Annotated in this window: 18 protein-coding genes and 1 other RNA gene; 9 read left to right on the plus strand and 10 right to left on the minus strand. The window is 68.5% G+C overall.

Annotated elements, in window-relative coordinates:
* Positions 1 to 15 precede the first annotated feature (15 nt).
* A complete protein-coding gene (recQ, locus tag LBW94_RS31975) occupies positions 16 to 2085 on the plus strand; it encodes a DNA helicase RecQ (RefSeq protein WP_225059344.1) in 2070 nt (689 codons plus the stop codon).
* Positions 2086 to 2245: 160 nt separating this feature from the next.
* Positions 2246 to 2485: a hypothetical protein gene (locus LBW94_RS31980; protein ID WP_225059345.1), complete on the plus strand. Its 240-nt coding sequence runs from the start codon at positions 2246 to 2248 to the stop codon at positions 2483 to 2485.
* 9 nt (positions 2486 to 2494) lie between these two features.
* On the opposite strand, the gene LBW94_RS31985 is transcribed toward LBW94_RS31980, so the two are convergent.
* The 3 genes from LBW94_RS31985 to LBW94_RS31995 all read right to left on the minus strand — a co-directional run bounded on the left by LBW94_RS31985 (position 2495) and on the right by LBW94_RS31995 (position 5441).
* A complete protein-coding gene (locus LBW94_RS31985; protein WP_225059346.1) occupies positions 2495 to 3415 on the minus strand; it encodes an esterase/lipase family protein in 921 nt (306 codons plus the stop codon).
* On the minus strand, positions 3412 to 4311 hold the full coding sequence (locus LBW94_RS31990; RefSeq protein ID WP_323137971.1) for an alpha/beta hydrolase family protein: 900 nt from the start codon (positions 4309 to 4311) through the stop codon (positions 3412 to 3414). Before LBW94_RS31990 ends, LBW94_RS31985 begins: the two co-directional genes overlap by 4 nt.
* Before the next feature lie 308 nt (positions 4312 to 4619).
* Complete coding sequence (locus LBW94_RS31995) at positions 4620 to 5441, minus strand: hypothetical protein (RefSeq protein WP_225059347.1); 822 nt, start codon at positions 5439 to 5441, stop codon at positions 4620 to 4622.
* Between LBW94_RS31995 and LBW94_RS32000 the strand changes: the two genes are divergently transcribed.
* Entirely contained in the window at positions 5422 to 5679 is a 258-nt protein-coding gene (locus LBW94_RS32000; RefSeq protein WP_225059348.1) for a hypothetical protein, read from the plus strand. The genes LBW94_RS31995 and LBW94_RS32000 overlap by 20 nt on opposite strands.
* A gap of 278 nt (positions 5680 to 5957) precedes the next feature.
* Here the strand turns inward: LBW94_RS32000 and LBW94_RS32005 are convergent, their stop codons facing one another.
* The gene (locus LBW94_RS32005) at positions 5958 to 6578 is read right to left on the minus strand and encodes a dihydrofolate reductase family protein (protein ID WP_225059349.1); all 621 of its coding nucleotides are present in this window, start codon (positions 6576 to 6578) and stop codon (positions 5958 to 5960) included.
* A gap of 142 nt (positions 6579 to 6720) precedes the next feature.
* On the opposite strand from LBW94_RS32005, the gene smpB reads away from it, so the two are divergent.
* Complete coding sequence (smpB, locus tag LBW94_RS32010; RefSeq protein WP_225059350.1) at positions 6721 to 7194, plus strand: SsrA-binding protein SmpB; 474 nt, start codon at positions 6721 to 6723, stop codon at positions 7192 to 7194.
* Between the two features lie 102 nt (positions 7195 to 7296).
* Positions 7297 to 7666: a transfer-messenger RNA gene (gene ssrA, locus LBW94_RS32015) on the plus strand.
* A gap of 155 nt (positions 7667 to 7821) precedes the next feature.
* On the opposite strand, the gene add is transcribed toward ssrA, so the two are convergent.
* Genes add through LBW94_RS32030 form a run of 3 tightly spaced genes read right to left on the minus strand, consistent with a single transcriptional unit; the run spans position 7822 to position 11223 of the window.
* On the minus strand, positions 7822 to 8859 hold the full coding sequence (gene add / locus LBW94_RS32020; RefSeq protein WP_225059351.1) for an adenosine deaminase: 1038 nt from the start codon (positions 8857 to 8859) through the stop codon (positions 7822 to 7824).
* Positions 8852 to 9826 (minus strand): isopenicillin N synthase family dioxygenase, encoded by a 975-nt coding sequence (locus LBW94_RS32025; RefSeq protein WP_225059352.1) that lies wholly within the window; start codon positions 9824 to 9826, stop codon positions 8852 to 8854. Before LBW94_RS32025 ends, add begins: the two co-directional genes overlap by 8 nt.
* Positions 9823 to 11223, minus strand: a complete 1401-nt coding sequence (locus LBW94_RS32030; protein ID WP_225059353.1) for a purine-cytosine permease family protein — start codon at positions 11221 to 11223, stop codon at positions 9823 to 9825. Before LBW94_RS32030 ends, LBW94_RS32025 begins: the two co-directional genes overlap by 4 nt.
* A gap of 136 nt (positions 11224 to 11359) precedes the next feature.
* On the opposite strand from LBW94_RS32030, the gene LBW94_RS32035 reads away from it, so the two are divergent.
* On the plus strand, positions 11360 to 11983 hold the full coding sequence (locus tag LBW94_RS32035) for a helix-turn-helix domain-containing protein (RefSeq protein ID WP_225059354.1): 624 nt from the start codon (positions 11360 to 11362) through the stop codon (positions 11981 to 11983).
* Positions 11984 to 12047: 64 nt separating this feature from the next.
* Positions 12048 to 12251 carry a hypothetical protein gene (locus LBW94_RS32040; protein WP_225059355.1) on the plus strand — a complete coding sequence of 68 codons (204 nt, stop codon included), beginning with the start codon at positions 12048 to 12050 and terminating at the stop codon, positions 12249 to 12251.
* 22 nt (positions 12252 to 12273) lie between these two features.
* Here the strand turns inward: LBW94_RS32040 and LBW94_RS32045 are convergent, their stop codons facing one another.
* Positions 12274 to 12972 carry a helix-turn-helix transcriptional regulator gene (locus LBW94_RS32045; protein WP_225059356.1) on the minus strand — a complete coding sequence of 233 codons (699 nt, stop codon included), beginning with the start codon at positions 12970 to 12972 and terminating at the stop codon, positions 12274 to 12276.
* A 56-nt stretch (positions 12973 to 13028) separates the two neighbouring features.
* Here LBW94_RS32045 and LBW94_RS32050 point away from each other — a divergent pair, with 56 nt between their 5' ends.
* Entirely contained in the window at positions 13029 to 14753 is a 1725-nt protein-coding gene (locus LBW94_RS32050; RefSeq protein WP_225059369.1) for a recombinase family protein, read from the plus strand.
* A 9-nt stretch (positions 14754 to 14762) separates the two neighbouring features.
* Here LBW94_RS32050 and LBW94_RS32055 read toward each other — a convergent pair whose 3' ends face one another.
* Positions 14763 to 14894 carry a hypothetical protein gene (locus LBW94_RS32055; RefSeq protein ID WP_255634578.1) on the minus strand — a complete coding sequence of 44 codons (132 nt, stop codon included), beginning with the start codon at positions 14892 to 14894 and terminating at the stop codon, positions 14763 to 14765.
* 145 nt (positions 14895 to 15039) lie between these two features.
* Entirely contained in the window at positions 15040 to 15642 is a 603-nt protein-coding gene (locus LBW94_RS32060; protein ID WP_266272653.1) for a hypothetical protein, read from the minus strand.
* A 423-nt stretch (positions 15643 to 16065) separates the two neighbouring features.
* On the opposite strand from LBW94_RS32060, the gene mobF reads away from it, so the two are divergent.
* On the plus strand, positions 16066 to 20733 hold the full coding sequence (gene mobF, locus LBW94_RS32065) for a MobF family relaxase (RefSeq protein WP_225059358.1): 4668 nt from the start codon (positions 16066 to 16068) through the stop codon (positions 20731 to 20733).
* Positions 20734 to 20891: the final 158 nt, after the last annotated feature.

Consider the following 20891-nt stretch of genomic DNA (forward strand, 5'->3'; position numbering starts at 1 on the left):
GCCACCAGTTCCGAAATGTCGGGTTCTACCGCGAATTCCGATGCCGCGCACGAGGTTCTGCGCCGGGTCTTCGGATACGACAGCTTCCGGGGCTTGCAGCGGGAGATCGTCGAGCAGGTGATCTCCGGCGGTGACGCACTGGTGTTGATGCCCACCGGCGGCGGTAAATCGCTGTGCTATCAGATCCCGGCGCTGGTGCGGCCGGGGGTCGGCGTGGTCATCTCCCCGCTGATCGCGCTCATGCAGGACCAGGTCGACGCGCTCACCGCGCTGGGGGTGCGCGCGGGCTTCCTCAATTCCACCCAGTTCCCGGACGAGCGCCGGACCGTCGAGGCGCAGTTCCTCGCCGGTGAGCTGGACCTGCTGTATCTGGCCCCCGAGCGGCTGGGGGTGGAATCCACGCTGAACCTGCTGGACCGGGGCAAGGTGTCGGTGTTCGCCATCGACGAGGCGCACTGTGTCTCGCAGTGGGGCCACGACTTCCGGCCCCACTATCTGGCGCTGTCGGTGCTGCACGAGCGCTGGCCGGACGTGCCGCGCATCGCGCTGACCGCCACCGCCACCCAGAAGACCGCCGCCGAGATCGCCGAACGGCTCGACCTGACCCGGGCCCGGCATTTCGTCGCCGGATTCGACCGGCCCAACATCCAGTACCGGATCGAGCCGAAGAACCGCCCCGAACAGCAGCTGCTGGCCTTCATCACCGGCGAGTACGCCGGCGAGGCGGGCATCGTGTACTGCCTGTCGCGCAACTCGGTGGAGAAGACGGCCGAATTCCTCACCCGCAACGGTGTGGAGGCGGTGCCCTATCACGCCGGGCTCGACGCGCGGGTGCGCGCGGCCAACCAGTCCCGGTTCCTGCGTGAGGACGGCCTGGTCGTGGTCGCCACCATCGCGTTCGGCATGGGTATCGACAAACCCGATGTGCGCTTCGTCGCCCATCTCGACCTGCCCAAATCGGTGGAGGGTTACTACCAGGAGACCGGGCGCGCGGGCCGCGACGGTCAGCCGTCCACCGCGTGGATGGTCTACGGCCTCGCCGATGTGGTGCAGCAGCGCAAACTCATCGACTCCTCCGACGGCGACGCCGCCCATCGCCGGCAGTTGCAACTGCACCTCGACGCCATGCTGGCGCTCTGCGAGACGGTGGAGTGCCGCCGCACCCAGCTGCTGGCCTACTTCGGGCAGCGCGGCGAGCCGTGCGGCAACTGCGACACCTGCCTGAACCCGCCGGAGTCCTGGGACGGCACGGTCGCCGCGCAGAAGGTGCTGTCGACGGTGCTGCGGCTCAAGCGTGAGCGCAGCCAGAGTTTCGGCGCGGGCCACATCGTCGACATCCTGCTCGGCAAGTCCAACCCGAAGGTCGTGCAGCACAACCACAACGAGCTGAAGGTGTTCGGTATCGGCGCCGACCTGCGCGATGTGGAGTGGCGCGGCGCGATCCGGCAGTTGCTCGCGCAGCGGCTGCTGGCCGTGCACGGTGAGTACGGGGTGCTGGTCCTCACCGAGGCCAGCGACGAGGTGCTGTTCTCCGGCCGCAAGGTGATGTTGCGCCGCGAACCGGAACGGTCCAAGGCCGCGAAGGCCCCGCGCGCCAAGACCCCCCGTCTCGCGGCCGCCGACCTCGCACCCGGCGACGCGGACCTGTTCGAGCGGTTGCGGGCCTGGCGCGCCGGGGTGGCGAAGGAGCAGGGCGTGCCCGCCTACGTCGTCTTCCACGATGCGACGCTGCGGGAGATCGCCGCTCGGAAGCCCGCCGGCCTGGCCGATCTCGCCGCCATCAGCGGTATCGGCGAGAACAAGCGCGCCAAATACGGTGAGGGAGTGCTGGAAGTCGTTGCGGGAGAGGCTGTTTCGGGGGCTCCCGGTTCCGCCGATCGCGACGCCGGGTCGGTCGCCGCATCGGCCGCGGGCCGCGGTACGCGCCCGGCGGCCGGTCGGGGTTCGCGCACCACGGAATCCGCGCCGTCCCGGCCCGCTCGCGCCTCCGGCCGGACGCCCGTGTCGGAGGCCCCGGCCCCCGACTGGGGGCACGAACCCCCACCCGACTGGGATTTCGAGCCGCCGCCCGACGAGGGCTACTGATTTCGACGGACCACCCGAAACCCGCAGCGCCGGTATCATTTGTCGCAGTAGGGCGGCAAGCACCGGGCACCGGTGCCTGGAAAGGTCCGGCAGCGCGGGGCTTCGGGTACGACCGGGCATCTCACCACACGAACCGGACGTGATGGGATAGCGTGCGGCTATGGATCACCACCAGCACCACGGCGACGACAGCGCCAATATCTCCTCGGATCCCGGTGGTCCGGACGGGCCGGAACTGCGAGGTCGCGGCGGTGGTAGTGGCAGGCACAACGGGGTGGTCGACGTCGGTCTGCTGCGCCCGGCCCGGCGCGCGCTCGGTCACCCGCGCGTGTCCACCATCACCCTGATCCTGCTCTGGATCGCGGTCTTCGTGCTCTATCTGGTGGTCCATCCGGGCTGACGTCTGCGGTCAGCAGGGCGGCTCCGCGGCGTCACCGGCCAGGGCCGCCGCGACCAGGGCCGCCGCATGCGGATCGGCAAGCAGGCCGTTGTGGTCGACCGGGTGGAACGGGCAACCGTCCTGCACCCAGATGTCGCGGTCGCCGGGACCGGGCGCGGTGAGCAGGGCTGTGTCGGGTGGGGTGATGACCTCGTCGGTCCGGCTGGCGATGGCGGTGAAGCGCACCCCCGGCCGCGCTTCCCCGGCCGCGTTGAGCCGGGCCAGCCACGGCGATCCGGCCGTCTGCTGGACACCCGCGGCACCGAAGATCTGGGCGGCGATGTGCGGGCCGTCCATGCCGAGCTGGGCCAGATCCGGATAGTCGTCGGGTAATCCGGCGTAGGTGGAGCCGCGGTACGGGGTGCCGAGGGTGACCACCGTGCGGGCCGCATCCGGATGGGCCAGCAGATACTGGCGGATCACCGTGCCGCCGGTCGAATGTCCCACCAGCGCGACACGATCCGCGCCGGTCGCGGAGCGGACGGTGTCCACGAACCCCGCGAGTTCGACGGCGGTGCCGGCGATATCCGCGACCCCGTACACCGTGCGCCCCGCCAGCGCCGCCCCGATCGGGCCCAGCCCCGGCCAGCCCCGCACGGCATCCGAACCGCTCACCGCGGCGCCCGGCAACTGCGCGCGGCCCAGATTCGCGGTGAACACGCAGAAGCCGTCGCCGCGCAGCGCCGGCGCCAGTATCGAAAAGCTGCGCTGCGCATCGGTTCCCGAGCCGTGCACGAGCACCACCGGATCCGGATGCGCCGCCGCCGGGCGGCAGGAGAAGTCGTCGGCGCCGGGCGGCACCGGTTCCGCTCCGGCGGGCGCCATCCACATCAGCGCGATCAACGCCACGACCCATTGTGCGGCAAGAAAATTCGATATCACCCGCCTCACGGCTGCACCTCGAGCCCACCGGCCAGCACCGGCCACGAATCCTCCAGATCGTCCTGCCAGTAGCCCCACGAATGGGTGCCCGTGGGATAGAAGTGGTAGGTGGCCGGGATGTTCAGGCTGTTGAGCCGGGTCTGCATATTGTGCGAGCAGTAGTCGGTCGCGGCCTCGATGGCGCCGCCCAGCACGATCTGATTGGCGAACAACCACGGCCCCTGCAACGAGTACCGGCCGCCGTACACGTCGTACTTCCCGGGCAGCCCGCTGCCGTTGGAGATGTAGATCGCCTTGCCGCGCAACCCTTCCGCCTGGACGTACGGATCGTTGCGCACCCAGTTCGGATCGTCCGGCGGCCCCCACATGTTCTCCACATCGGCCAGCCCCCAGTCCTCCACGGTGAGCCGCACGAATTCGTGCCCCACCGGATCGCTGGTCTGCGCGCACCCGCTGTAGGCGGCCACCGCCTGATACAACCCCGGCGTGGTGGCCGCCAGCGCCAGCGTGCTGGTGCCCGACATCGAGTATCCGGCGATCGCGTTGCGGCCGTTGGACTTCAGATGCGCGTCGAGCAGCGGCGGCAACTCCTCGGTCAGGAAGGTCCGCCACCTGTTGCGGCCCAGCCGCGGATCGTCGCGCTCCCAATCGGTGTAGTAGCTGAACATCCCGCCGATCGGCGTCGCCACCTCGACGTTCTTGTCCGAAAGAAACTGCATGGCATCGGTTTTCGTGGCCCAGGTGGACCCGTCGATACCACCCGCGGAACCCAGCAGCAGGTACAGCACCGGCCGCGGCACACTCTCGTCCGCGGCCCGCTGGATCTGCACCGGGATATCGGCGTCCATCGCCGCCGAATGCACGGTCACCGTCTCGTGCCGAGCGTCGACGGTCTCGACACCCACGATCGCCGAACCCCCCCGGTTCGGCCCGCGCGGCCGCCGTCCCCCCGGCCGCGATGATGATCCCCAACAGCGCTGCGCACAGCCGCCGACGCCCGTCCCGAGCCTTGTCCGTCATGATTTTCTCCGAGCGTTCCCGAACACCGATCAACGGGCGGCGTTTCGCACCCGCCGACTCAGGTTATGAACGGCTACAAGGGATTTCACGACGGAAATTGCGGGGACAGGAACTTTCGGGGCGTAACATCGGGGGCCGGTTTGCGATGTCCGGTTTCGGTGTCCGGCCCGGTTCGGCCGGATCCGGCGTCCGCTCAGGACCACCTGAGCATCGCGGCGCCGGTCAGTTTCTTCGCATCGGTCTCGGACAGATTCACCATGGTCGGCTGGCTGTGGCCGTCGGTGCCGACCACGTACACGGTCGGGAAGTTGTGCTGGACCCGATCGGGATCATCGTAGAAGAATGCGATCCGGGAGCCGTCCTTGTTGCCCACCGGATCGTGTACCGATGCGGTGTTCGTGGCAGGCAGCAGCGTCACGTCGTTCTTCGTGGACTCCACCGGGCAGCCGGCCTTTTCCCGCTCGGTGATCGTGATCTTGGCAATTTGGGTGCCGGGGGCGATGACCGTCACCATGGTATTGGCGTCCAGCCAGCTTCCGTTCATATTCTCGCAACCGAACAGCAGACTGCCGTCCGAATTCAGCGAGATCCCGTGGTCCGCCGCGCCCGGGGGTGTCGTCGTCACCTGTTGCGGATTGCCGGTGGCGCCGGCCGCCACTTCGTCCACCTCGGTGTACATGGCGCCCTGCGAATTCTTTTTGTAGTAGAAGTTTCCGGCGCCGTCGAATCCGATGGCCGAATACGACGGCGGATTCCCTCCGAACGGACCCGGCGCCGCTGCCTGGGTCACCGCGGTGAACCGGCCCGCGGTATCGATCCATCCCGCCTGCGTCTGCCCGTTGATCATCTCGGTGACGGCGAACCTGGCGAGGTCGGGCGAGGCGGCGAGGTCCCCGGACGCGGTGCCCTCCGCACTCGCCTCCGCCGGGATCGTGAACGTCACGGCCTCGGCATACTGCCCCGAACCGGGATCCAGGTAACCGTAGATCCGCTTGTTGCCGTTCGCGCTGTACACCAGGATCCCCGAGGTCGGCTTGACCGCGGGCGCGGCTACCGCCGGCGAACTCGCCGTGGTACTCGGCAGACTCGGCCCGGCACTGCTCGGCGCCGCCGCGTGCGATGTCGTCGCCGTCGGCCCCGCGGGCGATCCGCCCGACGAACATCCGCCCGCCACCACCGCCACCGGTATGCAGACAGCGCCGACCATCCATTGCCGATTTCCTTTCGAACCCGTCACGGCGCCCTCCCGTTGAACCATGATCGAAACGGCACGGCCGCACCCCGGCGACTCGCACCCGCGCAGCCCGTACCGGGCAACGCGCGGCAAGTATGGCGCGGCAGAGTGCGTTCCGGAGGGGATTCGGTGTAACCGATCACAACGGTTCGAATTCGGGTGATCGTTTTCCGGCCCCGATCGCCGATCGCAATCCGACTCGGCTGCTGGAATGGTTTCTCCGATTATTCGACTCGCCTCGAAATAATTGCCCCGCAAGATTCGCACGGTATTTTCCGGTGTGGCAGCGGTTTCCGTTCACATCCGGCCGTGCTCGACCGGCCCGGCCGGTTCGTAGGTGCCGAGGACGATGCCCGGATCGGTCACCGTGAGATCGACCGGGCGCATCGTCGCCGGGAGGATGCCGTCCTCGAACAGTCGACGTCCGGAGCCGAGGATCAGCGGGAACGTCATCAGGCGGAAGCGGTCGACCAGTTCGTGGCGCAGCAGAGTCCGCAGCAACTGCCCGCTTCCCCAGATCTGGAGTTCGTCGCCGGGCCGGTCCTTCAACGCGCGCACTGCCGCGACGATGTCGCCGGTCAGGCGGTGCGCGGTGTCCGGGTACTCGCCGCGCCACGTGGCCGCACCCAGCGAGTCGGATACCACGTACTTCGGCAGCGAGTTGATCGCCGTGGCGAGGGGGTCGTTCGGGTCGGTCCGGTCGGGCCAGTGGCCGCGGAAGATATCGAAGGTGCGGCGGCCGAACAGGAATGCGCTCGCGTGGCGGTTGAGGCCGAGGACGAACTCGCCGACGGCCGGGTCCCGGAACGGGGCCTGCCAGCCGCCGTGGGTGAAGCCGCCGCTGGGATCCTCCTCGGGTCCGCCGGGCGCCTGCATCACGCCGTCGAGGGTCAGGAACGTCTGCACGGTGAGTTTCATGTGAGTACAGACGGCCCGGCACCCCGATTCCGATCGGTCCGGGAAGAAACCTCCGCCCGTGATTGTTGATCACACGTTCGGCCCTCCGCTACGAATCCGTAAGCTGGGTGGGCACGGCAGCCGGCACAACCGAGAAGGGGTCATGAAGGAGAAGGGGCGCAAGGTCATCGCCAGCAACCGCAAGGCGCGGCACAACTACTCGATACTGGAGACCTTCGAGGCCGGGGTGGCCCTGGTCGGTACCGAGGTGAAGAGCCTGCGGGAGGGCAAGGCGTCGCTGGTCGACGCCTACGCGACCATCGACGACGGCGAGGTGTGGCTGCGCGGCCTGCACATCCCGGAGTACGGTCACGGCACCTGGACCAACCACTCCCCGCGCCGCACCCGCAAGCTCCTGCTGCACCGCCGCGAGATCGACAAGCTGACCGGCAAGACCAAGGAGAGCAGCCAGACTCTGGTCCCGCTGTCCATGTACTTCTCCGACGGCAAGGTCAAGGTCGAACTGGCCCTCGCCAAGGGTAAGCAGGACTACGACAAGCGCCAGGACCTGGCCCGTCGCACCGCCGAACGCGAGGTCACCCGCGAGATCGGCCGCCGCATCAAGGGTATGCGCTGACCCTTGGAATGATCCACCGTACAAAGATGTTAATATGGGCAGCCCGGCCTACCAGCCGGGACCGCCACCCTCCGGGGTGGCAACTGAATCGCAACATCAGACGGGGCTGAACGGTTTCGACTGCGTACGTCGATTCAGGGGAAGCGTGTCGGTGCAGGCAGGAGACCACCGTAAGCGTCGCTGTAACCCTATAAGCGCCGATTCTCATCAGCGCGAGTACGCCCTCGCTGCCTAAGCAGTAGGACGTCTCTGTCAGCCCGGGCCCGCCCTCGGCCCGGTCACTGGCATCAGCTAGAGGGCTCACCGTCCGGGCCGGTCGCGGGTTCGGACGGGACAACAAACAGCGACTGGGATCGTCATCCCGGCTTGTTCGCGAGACCGGGAGATCCGAGCAGAGGCAGCGCGAACTGCACACGGAGAAGCCCTGGAGAAGCGGCGGAGGACCCGGGTTCGATTCCCGGCAGCTCCACCGAGAAGGCCCGGTCCTGGAGGACCGGGCCTTCGTCGTTCGGGAGGGTCGGCACGGAATCAGGGTCCTCGGTACGGGAGACTTCGGTCTGGGGGATGCCCGCCCGACTCGCGCTGGAGCGTGAGGTGCTGTTCGTCGCACCTCGACGATGAGTGCCATCAGGCCTTTGCCTCGGAGACCCGGGCGCGCAGCGCTGCCTTGTCCGACTCGTCCAACCAGGCAGCCTCGATGCCCGCCTCGGTGAATCGCATCAGCTGGTCCGGGCCGTAGCCGAGGGCTCGGACCAGCGCGGTGAGGTCGGTGGTGGGGTCGGTGCCGAACATCGGGGGGTCGTCGCCGTCGATGGTGACGGCGAGGCCGGCGTCGACCATGGCGGCGATCACCTCGTGGGTGCCGTCGCCGGAGCCGGAGTAGCGGCCGATGTCGGAGCTGACGGGGGTGCAGGTGAAGGGGATGTTTTCGTCGCGGCAGCGGCGGGTGATCGCGGGGTCGCGGACCACGTGGTAGCCGTGGTCGATGCGTTCGCAGTGCAACAGGTCCAGGAGGGTGAGGATGTTGGCCGGGGGGCCGGATTCGGAATGGGCGGTGCGGTGCAGGCCGGCTTGTTCGGCCAGGGCGAAGGCTTCCACGAAGCGTTGCGGGGGGCCGGTGATCTCCTCGTAGTCGAGGCCGATGCCCAGGATGTCGTCGGTGCGGTGGGCAATCACCTCGCGGACCAGGTCGACGCCGCGGGCGGGGGTGTCGTTGCGGTTGATGGCGAAGATCAGGCGGCAGATGATGCCGTGGTCGGCTTCGGCGTCGCGCAGGGCCGCGGTGATGCCGTCGATCATCGTCTTGTAGGGGACGGTCGGGTGGGACGGGGGGCTGATGAACATTTCGCGGTAGATCACGTTGTGTTCTGCTGCCAGCGTGAGGGTTTCGTAGGTGGCGCGGTGGAAGTCGTTGTGGTCGAGCATGACCGCGCCGACCAGGTCCAGGACTCGCAGGAATTCCGGGAGGTCCTCGTAGGAGCCGTGGTCGTAGAGGGTTTCGGGGGTGCGGCCGTCGGGCATCCGGACGCCGTGTTTGGCGGCCAGGGCGGCTACCGTGGCCGGTTGCAGGGTGCCGGTCAGGTGGCAGTGCAGGCTCACCTTCGGCATTGCGGCGGCGAAGGCGAATGTTTCTGCCAGGACCGGGGTTTCGGTGGTGTCAGGCAACGGAGGCTGCTTTCGCTCGTTCGGTCAGGTAGGTGTGGGCGGTCACCGGTGGGTAGTGGGCGCCGCCGCCGATCGGGGGTGCGAAAGGCTCGATGGGGATGTCCATATCGATCTCGAAGAAGGCGATCAGGGAGATCAGGTCCTCGTCGGGGGCCGATTCGGGAGGTGGGAGGACTCGGTGGCGGGTGGAGCGCCAGCGGTCGCCGGTCCAGCGGGCCAGCAGGTCGGCGATGTTGACGGTGAACGCGTCGGGGACGAACGGGGCGTCGGACCAGCTGCCGTCGGGGGCCTGGACCTGGAGTCCGCCGTAGCCCGGTTGACGATCCAGGATGGTGAGGGTGCCCCAGTCGGTGTGCGGGCCCACCCGGTACTGGCCGGCCGCCGGGCGGCCGGTGACGCCGATCGGCGGGTAGCGGTTGATGTTGAGGGAATCCGGGGCGTCGGCGGCGAGTGCGGTGAAGTGGTCGGGCGGCAGTTCCAGTGCTACGGCGCACATTTCGAGTAGCTCCAGGAACAGTGCGCGGACGGCTGCGGTGTAGGTCTCGACCAGGGGGCGTAGTTCGGGGACTTCCGTCGGCCAGACGTTCGGCGCGAACCAGGCGGTGTCGAGTTCTGGGTTGCCGGTGTGGTGTTCGCGGCCGATCGTCAGGCTTTCCTTCAGGTCGGGTTTCGAGGCGTCCGGGGCCTGGCCGTAGTAGGAGTTGGCTTCGACGCCGGTCGCGAGCCAGCCGCGGCCGCCTACGGTGGTGGCGTAGCGGGTCTTCGTCGCGAGCGGGAGGGTGAAGAATTTCCGTGCCGCCGTGCGGATGTCGTTTCGCAGCGCGGCGTCGATGCCGTGCCCGGCGACGAGGAGGAAGCCGGAGTTGCGCAGGGCGCTGTCCAGGCGGCCGGCGAGGGCGGCGCGGCTCGCGGCGTCTCCGTTACGCCAGACCGCGATGTCGATGAGTGGGATGTCCAGTGGGGTCATGCCGGAACGCCTACCGCATCGGCGGTGGTCACCTCGGCGGTGGGGACGCGGTAGCGGGATCGGGCGAACAGCCAGTAGGTGAATCCGCCGACGAGCAGTCCGGCGAAGACCGAGAAGTCCAGTCCACCGAGGGCTTTCGCGATCGGGCCCTGCCAGATCGTGGTGACCAGGAACAGTGCCGAGGCGGCCGAGCCCAGGAGTTGGGCGGCGACGCCCGCGCGGCTCCAGCGGATGGGGCGTTCGAGGCCGTCCCGTGGGTACCGGCCGCGGCGAAGGAAGTAGTCCACCATCAGGATCGCCGACCAGGGGGCGAACCACACGATCATGAACAGCAGGAAGTTGCTCAGCGCCTGGTTGAAGTTGTTGGAGGACAGTACGATTCCGGCCAGGACCAGGCACACCGCCGAATCCAGCAGGACGGCCGCTATCCGGTTCAGGGGGACGCCCGCCGATTGCAGTGTCAGGCCGGAGGAGTACAGGTTCATGCCGTTGAGCGCACCGAGCTGGACGATCAGCAGGAGCAGGAACGGGACCGTGAACCAGCTCGGGAAGGCGCCGGGCAGGCCGCTGACCGGGTCGGTCGCCGCGGGTGTCACCAGGCCGACGCCCACTCCGACCAGCATCAGCACGATCTGGGGTAGTCCCGCGCCGAGCGCCACGGCGGCGACCACTCCGCGCCGGCCGGTCCGTTCCGGCAGATAGCGGGAGAAATCGGCGCTGTTGGGGGTCCAGCCGAGGCCGGATCCACTGGCCACCAGCGCGATTCCGCCGAGGAAGGCGGACCAGCCGGCGGTCGGCAGGTCGTGGATGTGGACGCGGTCGGCGGTCAAGTATGCCAGTACCAGGAATCCGGCGGCGAACGGCCCGATCAGCATTCGGACGGTGCGCATGATGGCGGCGTGACCGAACAGGGGGAGCGCGCTCTGCGCCAGCGAAAGTACCAGCGTCACCAGCAGTTTCGCGGGCAGGCCGAGATGGACGCCGGCCAGGTCCAGCAGTGCGGTGACCGCGAGCACCATCAGGACCAGATCGAGCACCTCGTAACCGACCTGCATCAGCCAGTTCAGCAGTGCCAGCGGGCGATTGCCCCAGCGGCCCATGATGTTCCGGCTGATCACGAAGGTGGAGGTGCCGGCGGCGGGGCCGGTGAGGCTGCACAGGCCGGTGAGGATCCAGGTGAGATTGCCGATCAGGATCGCCAGGACGCACTGCCACGGTGAGAGCCCGAAGGTCACCAGCATGACGCCGTAGACGACGGTGAGCGGATTGAGGACCGCGCCGCCCCACAGACCGGACAGGTGGAAGGGTGAGCCGCGGCGCTCGTCCGCCGGGATGACGTCGATCCCGCGGGTCTCCACGGCGAGGGGCCGCGGGGACGTGGTGTCTCGGGGTTGCAAGATGACACTCCTACTGGACTCTATAGTCTGAGCCGATAGGCTCTGGAGCATTCAGGGTGAATGCTGGCGGCACTCAGAATCGCGATAATGAGTTACGTCAGCAGTCAGCATTCGTTAAGGTCAGGTGACGGTGTCGATGGAGTCCCTCGAAGAGGATCGAGTAGCCAAGTCTGTCGGCGCCCTGCTGCGCAACCTCCGTGAGCAGGCCGGTCTGTCCACTCGGGCGCTGGCCACGAGAGCCGGTATCAGTCAGGCGTTCCTGTCGCAGTTGGAGCGCGGCGCCTCCACGCCGTCGGTCTTCACCATCTACCGGCTGGCCGAGGCCCTGGAGGTGCCGCCGGGGGAACTGTTGCCGGTGCCCCCGTCCGACGCGGCGGTGGTCCGGATCGTGCGCGCCGACGAAGGCGATCTGATCCCGGTGGCCGACCGCCCCGACTCCGCCGTCGGCCGCTTCATGACCCTGGGCACGGACGCCCAGCTCGACATCAGCGAATATCGCATCGCCCCCGGCCAGTACGCGTCCGAGTGGTGGCAGCTCGACAACGACGGCGAGGTCGCCATCTATTTCGTCACCGGCCACCTCGACATCGAGTTCGACGGTGTCGGCCGCTATCGGTTCGGTCCCGGCGACGTGGTCGCCCACCCGGCCCGGCTGCGCAATCGCTGGCTCCCGGTCGACGATCAGCCGATCCACCTGACCCTCACCATGACTCGTCCCTCCGGTGACCCCACACCCGGATCACGGCACCCGGAACGCTGAGCCGGTCTCCGCCGCGGCCGGGGTCGAGTCGGTACACACCGCCGATCGCGGGTATGACCCGAACATGTTTGCCATCATTGCTGCGGTTCTGTTCGTCATCGCGTTGCTGCTCAACATCGGTGGGGGCTCGTCGGGTACCACCATCGAGGGGTTCGTCATCGCCGGATTCATCGGTATGTCACTGCACTTGGCCGGGTTGAGCGCCCGGGTGCCCACTCGCAGTCAGTGGCGGTCGCGGGGTGGGTGGCGCAGGCGGCGGCGCGTCTGACAGTGACGGGGCGGGAACCGGTTCAGGTCCGCGCGGGGGAGTGCGCGGCCAGGTTCGCCAGGAGTTGCAGGGCCGTGGCGCTGGGAGAGCCGGGGGTGACCGTGTGGGCTATCAGGGCCTGGTCGGGATCACCCGGGAGGCGCAGGGTTTCGAAGCCCAGATCGACACGGCCCACCAGGGGGTGCAGGTAGGCATAGCGGCCGTGGGTCTTCTCCTTCAGGCCGTGGCTCTGCCAGAGTGCCCGGAATTCTGCGCTGGCCGTGTGCAATTCGTCGATCAGGGCGATGATGCCCGGATCGTTCGGGTGGCGGATGGCTTCCAGTCGCAGATAGCCGACCACGTCGGCGCATTTGGCCGGCCAGTCCTCGTAGAGGGCGCGCATGCCCTCGTCGAGGAAGATCAGGCGGGCCAGGTTGCGATGGTCGGCGGGCAGGCCGCCGAAGTCGGTGAACAGGGCCGCGGCCAACGGATTCCAGGCCAGGACCTGGATGCCGCGTCCCAGCACCAGCATCGGTACCTCGGCGTTGTCGAGCAGCAGGCGCAGGCCGGGGCGGACCTGTTGTTCGGCGGGTTCGACGCCGGACCAGGGGCGGGCCAGGCGGTGCAGGTGGTCGCGTTCGACGTCGTCGAGACGGAGGGCGCGGGCCACCGCGTCCAGGACCGATTCCGAGAAGTGCAGGGTGCGGCCCTGTTCCAGCCGGACGTAGTGATCGACACTCACGCCAGCGAGGTGTCAGTTATACATTCCTTCCGTAGGTTGGTCTTATGACCAAGATGATGACCCGCACGGAACCGGCGTGGCTGGCAGAGATCAACGCGGCCTTGGCAATTGGAGTGGCCGGTATCGACCCCGCCGACTGGGTGTACGGGTACGTCCGGATCTCCCGGGATGAGAAGGACCGCGCCGAGGGTGTGCAGCTTCAGGCCAAGAATCAGGTGACGCACGCGGCCCGCAAGAGGTTGCCGTTGGCGCGGATCGTGTGCGACAACGATATGTCCGGCGCGGACTCGGATCGCCCCGGGTTGCGGGAGGTGCTGGCGATGGTGGCGGCGGGTCCGGCGAAGATCGTGCTTGCCCGTGATGTGGCCCGGTTGACCCGTGATTACGACCTGGGGAACGAGTTGATGAAGCTCGGACGTGACGAGGGGGTGCGGTTCGTGTTCGTGAAGGACACCGAATACGACCTCACGTCGGGGGCGGGGCGCAAGAATTTCATGGTGAAGGTTGCCGAAGCCGCCGAGTACCGCGAAACGAACACCGAAAACCTCTTGGATCGGATGAGCGAGGAAGCCGCGAAAGGTGCGATGCAGGGCGGGTCCCGTCGCTTCGGGTACGGCAAAGTCGTTGGGACACACCCGATTACCGGTGACGACATCCTGGACCGGTGCGCGTTGCGGGCCGAGGAGGTAACTGTGCTGGGCGAAGGCCGGGACCGGATCATCAACGGCGAGTCGCAGACCACGATCATCGCCGATTGGAACGCGCGGGGAATCACCACCTCCGAGGGCGGGTTGTGGCGGGTGGGCAAGCTGTCGCACCTGTTGTTGCTGGAGGCGTATGTGGCCTACGACCTGGGAGAGCACACCGACGCGAACGGGCAGCGCTGCGAGTGCCTGAATAACCCCGACGGCAACGGCATCCGATTGCATGCGCGCACCGGTACCCGGCATCGCGCGCAGTGGCCTGCGGTGTTCACCCGCGCCGAGCACGACGCCATGCGCGCGGCGATCACCGCGCGCAGCCGGGCCAAGGACCCCGACCGTCCCCGGCAACGCAACGGTGAGTACTGGCTGACTGGGCTTGTCCAGTGTGGCGGCACCTGGCCGGAGGGCAGTGAGAAGGCGGGTCGGGAGTGTGAGGGCTGGATGGTCGGTTCGCTGCTCGAGCGTCGACGCAAGAACGGCATGATCCTCCAGCGCCGGTACGTGTGCCGGGCCAAGGATTCGGCGAAGAGGCCGTGCGGGTGCGGGCGGGTGTTCCGGGATGCGGGCGCGTTGGAGATGTTCGTGGCGCAGGCAGTGATCGCCGAGTACGAGAACCCAGAGATCCTGGCGCGTTTGGATCGGGGCAACGACAACGCAGCGCGGATCGCGCAGCTTCAGCAGCGGATCGAGACCACGGCCGGGAATCTGGACGCCGAGACCGACCACCGCACCGAGATCCTTTCCGGTGCCGGGGATCCCGATGATTTGCGGGTGATCGACCGCACCATTGCCGGACTCAAGTTTGCGTTGAAATCTCTTCGGGCCGAACAGGATTCGCTGCGCAGCGTGCAAGCGCTGGCGGCGCTGGCCGATATCGGCTCCACGCCCGGGGAGCTGCGTAAGGCGTGGGAGACCAAGGGGGCGCGGTGGCGGCACGAAGCGACCACGCGGCTGGTCGAGAAGGTCATCGTGAAACCGGCGAAGGTTTACGCCGCGAGATGGACCGACCAGAACGGCAAGACGTGGCGGTTCCACGCAGGGCGGGAATCGGTGGAGATCATCTGGCGTGAGTTGTAGGCGCATCGGTTACCGGTGTGGGTGCGGGCCGCCCGGCTCGAGGGTGTCGAGGGCGTTGCGCAGGAACACCGCGAGTGATTCGATCACCGCCGGATTGTCGATCCGGGCCGGAAGCCCCTGGCGCAGACGGCTTTCGGCCACCAGGCGGCGTGTTTCTTCGCTGGTCGGCCCTACCCGTATCCCCGCCTCACGCCGTTCGGTCGGCGGAGGTCCGGCACTGGAGTCCACGCGCTCATCGTGCGGGCCGGTCGCTGGTCCGTTGTCGCTGTCGGCCGGGGGGCGGTGGTCAGTCATCGTCTGTTCCCGGGCTGTCCCAGTCGTCGGGATCGGTGTCGCCGCCGTAGGCCCGTTCCTGTTCGAGGTAGGTGGCGACCTCGGTGTTGTGGCGGCCGCAGTCGGGGCTGTGGCCGTGTTCGTTGTCGTCGGGATCGGCAGTCCACGGTTCGCGATCGGTCACCCGACGCCCGCACATGTCGCAACGCCACGACACCGAGCGGGAGGCGAACGGCTCGGCAGGCGCGGCGATGTAATCGAACGCGGCCCAACCAAGGCCGTGGTCCCCGCCGGTCAGGTTCAACGCCGCCCCGAGGTCGTCCCAGCAGCGGCCCGCCGCCCGTGCCGCCCGCGCGTACTCGGTCAGCAGTCGCCGCGCCGCTGCGAACAGGTCCCGGCTCGCTTGCAGGCCCGCCACCGGATCGGCCGCCCGCCGGGGCGCGGCGATCTCCCACAGGTGCGGATCGGCCCACAGCGTGACCGGTGTGTCGGTTACCGCGTCCGGGCCGTGCCGCGCAACCAATGCCGCGACGACGACACGATGCGCGTCGAAGGAATCCAGATAGGGACTGTAGCCGCCGGTCGAATGGATGGAATCGTTCACGAATACCAGCACACGCCGAATTCTCGCGGCCTGTCCACACATTTCGCACCCACGGTCGGTGGCCCCACCATCAGTGGTATCACCACCGGTGCGGATCAACCGATTCCCACAGCCGGAGAAAACGCAACGGCGAACAAGGTACCGCGACCATCGCGCACGCAACCCGCACCGCCGGTAGGGCTTCCGAACCGCCCCGGCCTGTGACGATGCCTCAGCGTCGGAACCCGATGCAGGTAACCACAGTCCACTACCATTCCCCACACCTCACACAATTCAATGCACACACACCACACACTAAACAAGCCCGCACAATCCACACACCCACCCACACCGACCACCACACCCATACACATACCAATCAGTACATTTTCGTTCTCACACCTGGTGCATCCAGGACGACGAAGAACGAATTACCGGCGTACGGTCGAGGGGGAAATGATGTCGCTGCACAAGCTTTCGGCGGGCGACGGCTACCTCTACTACACGCGGTCGGTCGCCGCGCACGATGCGGTCGACCGCGCCCCGGATTCGCTCGCCGACTACTACACCGCGCGCGGTGAGTCTCCCGGCATGTGGATGGGAACCGGTCTCGTCGCGTTCGGCGATATCCACGCCGGGGACACGGTGACCGAGGCACAGATGGCCGCCTTGTTCGGCATGGGTCTGCACCCCGACGCCGACAAGATCACCGCCGGTGTCGTCGCCGAACACCTCGCCCTGGGAGCCAGCCGCGAGCAGGCCGAGCGCGCGGCCGAACACACGGCGCGGCTGGGGAACCCGTTCCAGGTGTACCCGGTGCCCGAGGGCGGGTATCGGCATCGGGTAGGCGAGGCGTTCGCGGACTGGAACACCGGCCACGGCCAGCCCCGCCACGCCCCAGTCCCCGAGCAGGTGCGCCAGGCGATCCGCACGCGAGTGGCCGAGGCGATGTTCACCACCGAGTACGGGCGCGCCCCACGCGATGAGCGGGAACGCTCGGGATGGATCGCGCGCAACTCCCGCCCGCCCCGCATGACCGTGTGCGGATTCGATCTGACGTTCTCCCCGGTGAAATCGGTGTCCACGTTGTGGGCGCTCGCGCCGCGTGAGCTGGCCGCCCGGATCGAGGCCGCCCACCACGCCGCCGTCGCCGACGCGATGGCCTGGCTCGACCGGCACGCCGCCTACACCCGGTTGGGCCGCAACGGGATACGCCAGGTCGACACCGAGGGACTGATCTCGACATGGTTCACCCACCGCGATTCCCGCGCGGGCGACCCCGATCTGCACACCCACGTCACCGTGGCCAACAAGGTCCGCACCCGCGACGGACAGTGGGCGGCACTGGACGCGCGGATGCTGTACCGGCACAAGGTCACCGCCTCGGAGGTCTACAACACCAGCCTCATCGACTACATGACCCGGCTGGGGGTCCGCTTCACCGAACGCCCCGGCACCAGCGCGGACAAGCGGCCGATCCACGAAATCGCAGGCATCGACCCGGCGTTGAACCACGCGTGGTCCAAACGCGGCATCCGCATCCGCGCCCGGACCGGCGAACTGGCCACGGTGTTCCAGGCCGAGCACGGCCGCGAACCCCTCCCGGTCGAGGTGAACACGCTCGCCGAGCAAGCCAACCTGGAAACCCGCCCCCGCAAACACGCCCCCCGCAGCCCCGCCGAGCAACGCGCCGACTGGCGCACCGAAGCACGCACGGTCCTCGGCTCCGAGGCCGCCATCGATGCCATGCTCGCCGCCACCCTCACCGGCCCCGCCACCCCGCCGACACCCGTGGTCGCCGACGCCGCGTGGATCGATCGCACCGCACGCCGGGTGCTCACGACGGTGGAAGCGTCACGGTCGACCTGGGCCACACACCACCTCACCGCCGAAACCCACCGCGCCCTGCGCGCGGTCGCCGTGGCCGCCGACACCGGTGAGGAGGTGGCCGCACGGGTCACCGCCGCCGCGCTGGCACTGTCGGTTCCGGTCGGCTCGCTGACCCCGGCCCCCGATACCGATACCGCGCAGGCCGTCACGGGTGTGACCGCGCGCAGCGACGGCAGCAGCGTCCACACCGTCGCCGATTCGGTCGTCTACACCTCCCCGGCGATCCTGGCCGCCGAGGCCCGGTTGCTCGCCGCCGCCGACACCACCGGCGGACGGACCCTCACGGCGACCGGGGTCCAGGCCGCGATCACCGACCACGCCCGCCGCCACCCCGGCCGCGCACTCACCACCGGACAAGACGCCTTGGTGCGTGGGTTCGCGACCTCGGGCCGCCGACTCCAAGTCGCGGTCGCCCCCGCAGGCACCGGCAAAACCACCGCCATGCGCGTGTTCGCCGACGCGTGGCGCGCCGAGGGCGGCACCGTGGTCGGGCTGGCGCCCACCGCGGCTGCCGCCGCCACCCTGCAACTCGACTTGGGCACACAGGTTTTCACCATCGACAAACTCACCCACACCCTCGCCCGCACCGCCACCGACCCCGCCACCGTCGTGCCGGACTGGATACACCGGATCGACGCGTCCACCGTCGTCGTCATCGACGAAGCCGCCAAAGCCGCCACCCACACCCTCGACACCGTGGTCGGGTTCGCACTCGCCCGGGGCGCGTCGGTCCGGTTGATCGGCGACGACCGGCAGCTGGCCTCGGTCGCCGCCGGCGGTGTGGTCCGGGATCTCGCCGACCATCGGGCCTCGGTCACCCTCGCGGAGGTCATGCGGTTCAGCGACCCCGCCGAACGAGCCGCCAGCCTGGCCCTGCGCGACGGCGATCCGGCCGCGCTCGCCTTCTACACCGACAACGACCGCGTTCACATCGGCACCCTGGAAACCGTCACCGGCAACGCCTACACCGCGTGGCGCGCGGACATCACCGCCGGACACGACGCGGTACTGCTCGCCCCCACCCGGGCACTGGTCGCGGAACTCAACGCCCGCGCCCGCGCCGACCGCCTCACCGGCCTCCCACCCGACCAGCACGGACCCGAAACCACCCTCTCCGACGGGCTGGCCGCCTCCACCGGGGACCTGGTCTGCACCCGCCGCAACCATCCCGGTCTGCGGATCAGCCACACCGACTACGTCCGCAACGGCTACCGCTGGCACGTCCAGCACGTCCACCCCGACGGCCGCCTCACCGTGCGTCACCTCACCAACGGCCGCGTCACCACCCTGCCCGCCGCGTACGTACGCGCCCACACCACCCTCGGATACGCATCCACCATCGACACCGCCCAAGGCATCACCGCCGACACCTGCCACGGCGTACTCACCGGCACCGAAACCCGCGCCCGCGCCTACGTCATGCTCACCCGAGGCCGACACCACAACCACGCCTGGATCACCACCGCCCCCACCGACACCGAACAAGCCCCCCACACCACCACCCTCACCCACCCCAGCACAGCCGTCGAAGCCCTGACCACGATCCTGTACCGCGACGAAGACAACCTGTCGGCAACCACGATCACCCGCCACGCCCGCGACCCACACCGCCGACTCGGCCACACCACCGACGCCTATCTCGACGCGCTCGGCCTCGCGGCAGAACACCTCACCGAACCCGGCACCCTCACCGTCATCGACCACGCCGCCGACACCCTCGTGCCCGGACTCACCGACCAGCCCGCCTACCCGATCCTGCGCCAACACCTGTGCCTGCTCGCGCTCGACAGACGGGACCCCGTCACCGCGCTGGCCGACGCCGTCTCCTCCGGTGAACTCGACAGCGCCCGCGACACCGCCGCCGTCCTGGACTGGCGACTGGACCCCAGCGGCCGACACTCCCACCGCACCGGCCCCCTGCCCTGGCTCCCCGCCATCCCCCCACCCCTGCACACCCACCCCCAATACGGGCCGCACCTGGCCGCCCAAGCACGCGATATCACCACCACCGCCACCGCGATCACCACCACCGCCCGCGCCTGGACCCCCGCCACCGCACCCGCCTGGGCACGGCCCTACCTCACCGACACCAGCCGCGACCTGCTCGTGGAACTGGCGCTGTGGCGGGCAGGCCACCACGTCCCCGACGCCGACCACCGACCCACCGGCCCCACCGTCTACCCGACCGCCGAACGCCGCCATCAGCACACCCTCACCCAGGACGCCGCCCGCCACGTCAGCGTCCACCGCGCCAGCGGCCAGGACTGGACCGCCCTCGCCCACCACCACGACCACCGTCTCCTCGCAGACCCCTACTGGCCCGTACTCGCCGACCACCTCACCGCCGCCGCCACAACCGGAACCGACGACATCCACACGTGGGTACGCCAGGCCATCCAGACCGGGCCGCTACCCGACGAACAACCCGCCGCCGCACTGCGCTGGCGACTGGCCCGCTTCTCCGACCAACCCCACCCCGACCCCATCGAACACGCGGCCACCGCCGCCGACCCAGACCCGACACGAACAATCCTGACCACCGACCCGCTACGCCGCATGAGCGACACCGAACTCACCGAACACATCCGCCGACTCCACGCCACCGCCACCATCGACCAGGCCATCAACGCCGTCATCCGCCACAACCACCACAACGACCCCGCCCCGGCACGCAGACACCACGAACGCCTCGAAACCCTCGCCACCACGATCCGCGCCGCGCAACGCGCCCGCGCCGCCACCCTCGCCCAACAAGTCCGCGACAGCGCTACAGCCCTCGAAACCGCACGCGCACAACGAGACCGGGCCAAACGACGCCACCGCCGCGAACACGACCACCGCATCACCGAACTCACCCAACAGCACAACACCCTCACCACCCAGGCCGCCGCCGCCGACACCGCCGCCCGCAAAGCCGAAAAAGACACCCACACACCACGATTCGAATGGAACGACATACTTGACGAAGCAGCCGACCAGACAACACCCAACCAGCAACACACCGAAACACACGACCATCAACCATCGGACAACGACCGCAACACACCAGCGATCCACACCCGAATCCAGCAGGCACACAACGAACAACAACGCCGCGCCACCCTCACACCCCCCGAACGCGACCACGAACAACACATCCGCGACACCCTCGCCACCCACCCCCAGTCATTCCACCCCACCACGCCCACGGACATCCCGCCGCACCCCGACCACAGCAACGATTACGGCCTTTAAAGGCGGAACCTGAGGTTGCCCCGCTCTCCGAATCAGCGGGGCAACCTCAACCCTCGTCAGCGAACAATCAGACGACCGGCTGTTGCGAATGCTGAATTCGCCAACGACCTGCAATGTACCTAGCGGACTTGTCAGCGAAACCTATCGTCATGAAGACG

The organism is Nocardia sp. alder85J, assembly GCF_020176955.2.
Classification (GTDB): Bacteria; Actinomycetota; Actinomycetes; order Mycobacteriales; family Mycobacteriaceae; genus Nocardia.

Bases quoted from the DNA above. Each gene is read 5' to 3' on its own strand.
- recQ (WP_225059344.1), top strand. From the start codon at position 16: ATGTCGGGTTCTACCGCGAATTCCGATGCCGCGCACGAGGTTCTGCGC.
- LBW94_RS31980 (WP_225059345.1), top strand. From the start codon at position 2,246: ATGGATCACCACCAGCACCACGGCGACGACAGCGCCAATATCTCCTCG.
- LBW94_RS32005 (WP_225059349.1), bottom strand. From the start codon at position 6,578: ATGAAACTCACCGTGCAGACGTTCCTGACCCTCGACGGCGTGATGCAG.
- smpB (WP_225059350.1), top strand. From the start codon at position 6,721: ATGAAGGAGAAGGGGCGCAAGGTCATCGCCAGCAACCGCAAGGCGCGG.
- LBW94_RS32025 (WP_225059352.1), bottom strand. From the start codon at position 9,826: ATGACCCCACTGGACATCCCACTCATCGACATCGCGGTCTGGCGTAAC.
- LBW94_RS32035 (WP_225059354.1), top strand. From the start codon at position 11,360: ATGGAGTCCCTCGAAGAGGATCGAGTAGCCAAGTCTGTCGGCGCCCTG.
- LBW94_RS32040 (WP_225059355.1), top strand. From the start codon at position 12,048: ATGTTTGCCATCATTGCTGCGGTTCTGTTCGTCATCGCGTTGCTGCTC.
- LBW94_RS32050 (WP_225059369.1), top strand. From the start codon at position 13,029: ATGACCCGCACGGAACCGGCGTGGCTGGCAGAGATCAACGCGGCCTTG.
- mobF (WP_225059358.1), top strand. From the start codon at position 16,066: ATGATGTCGCTGCACAAGCTTTCGGCGGGCGACGGCTACCTCTACTAC.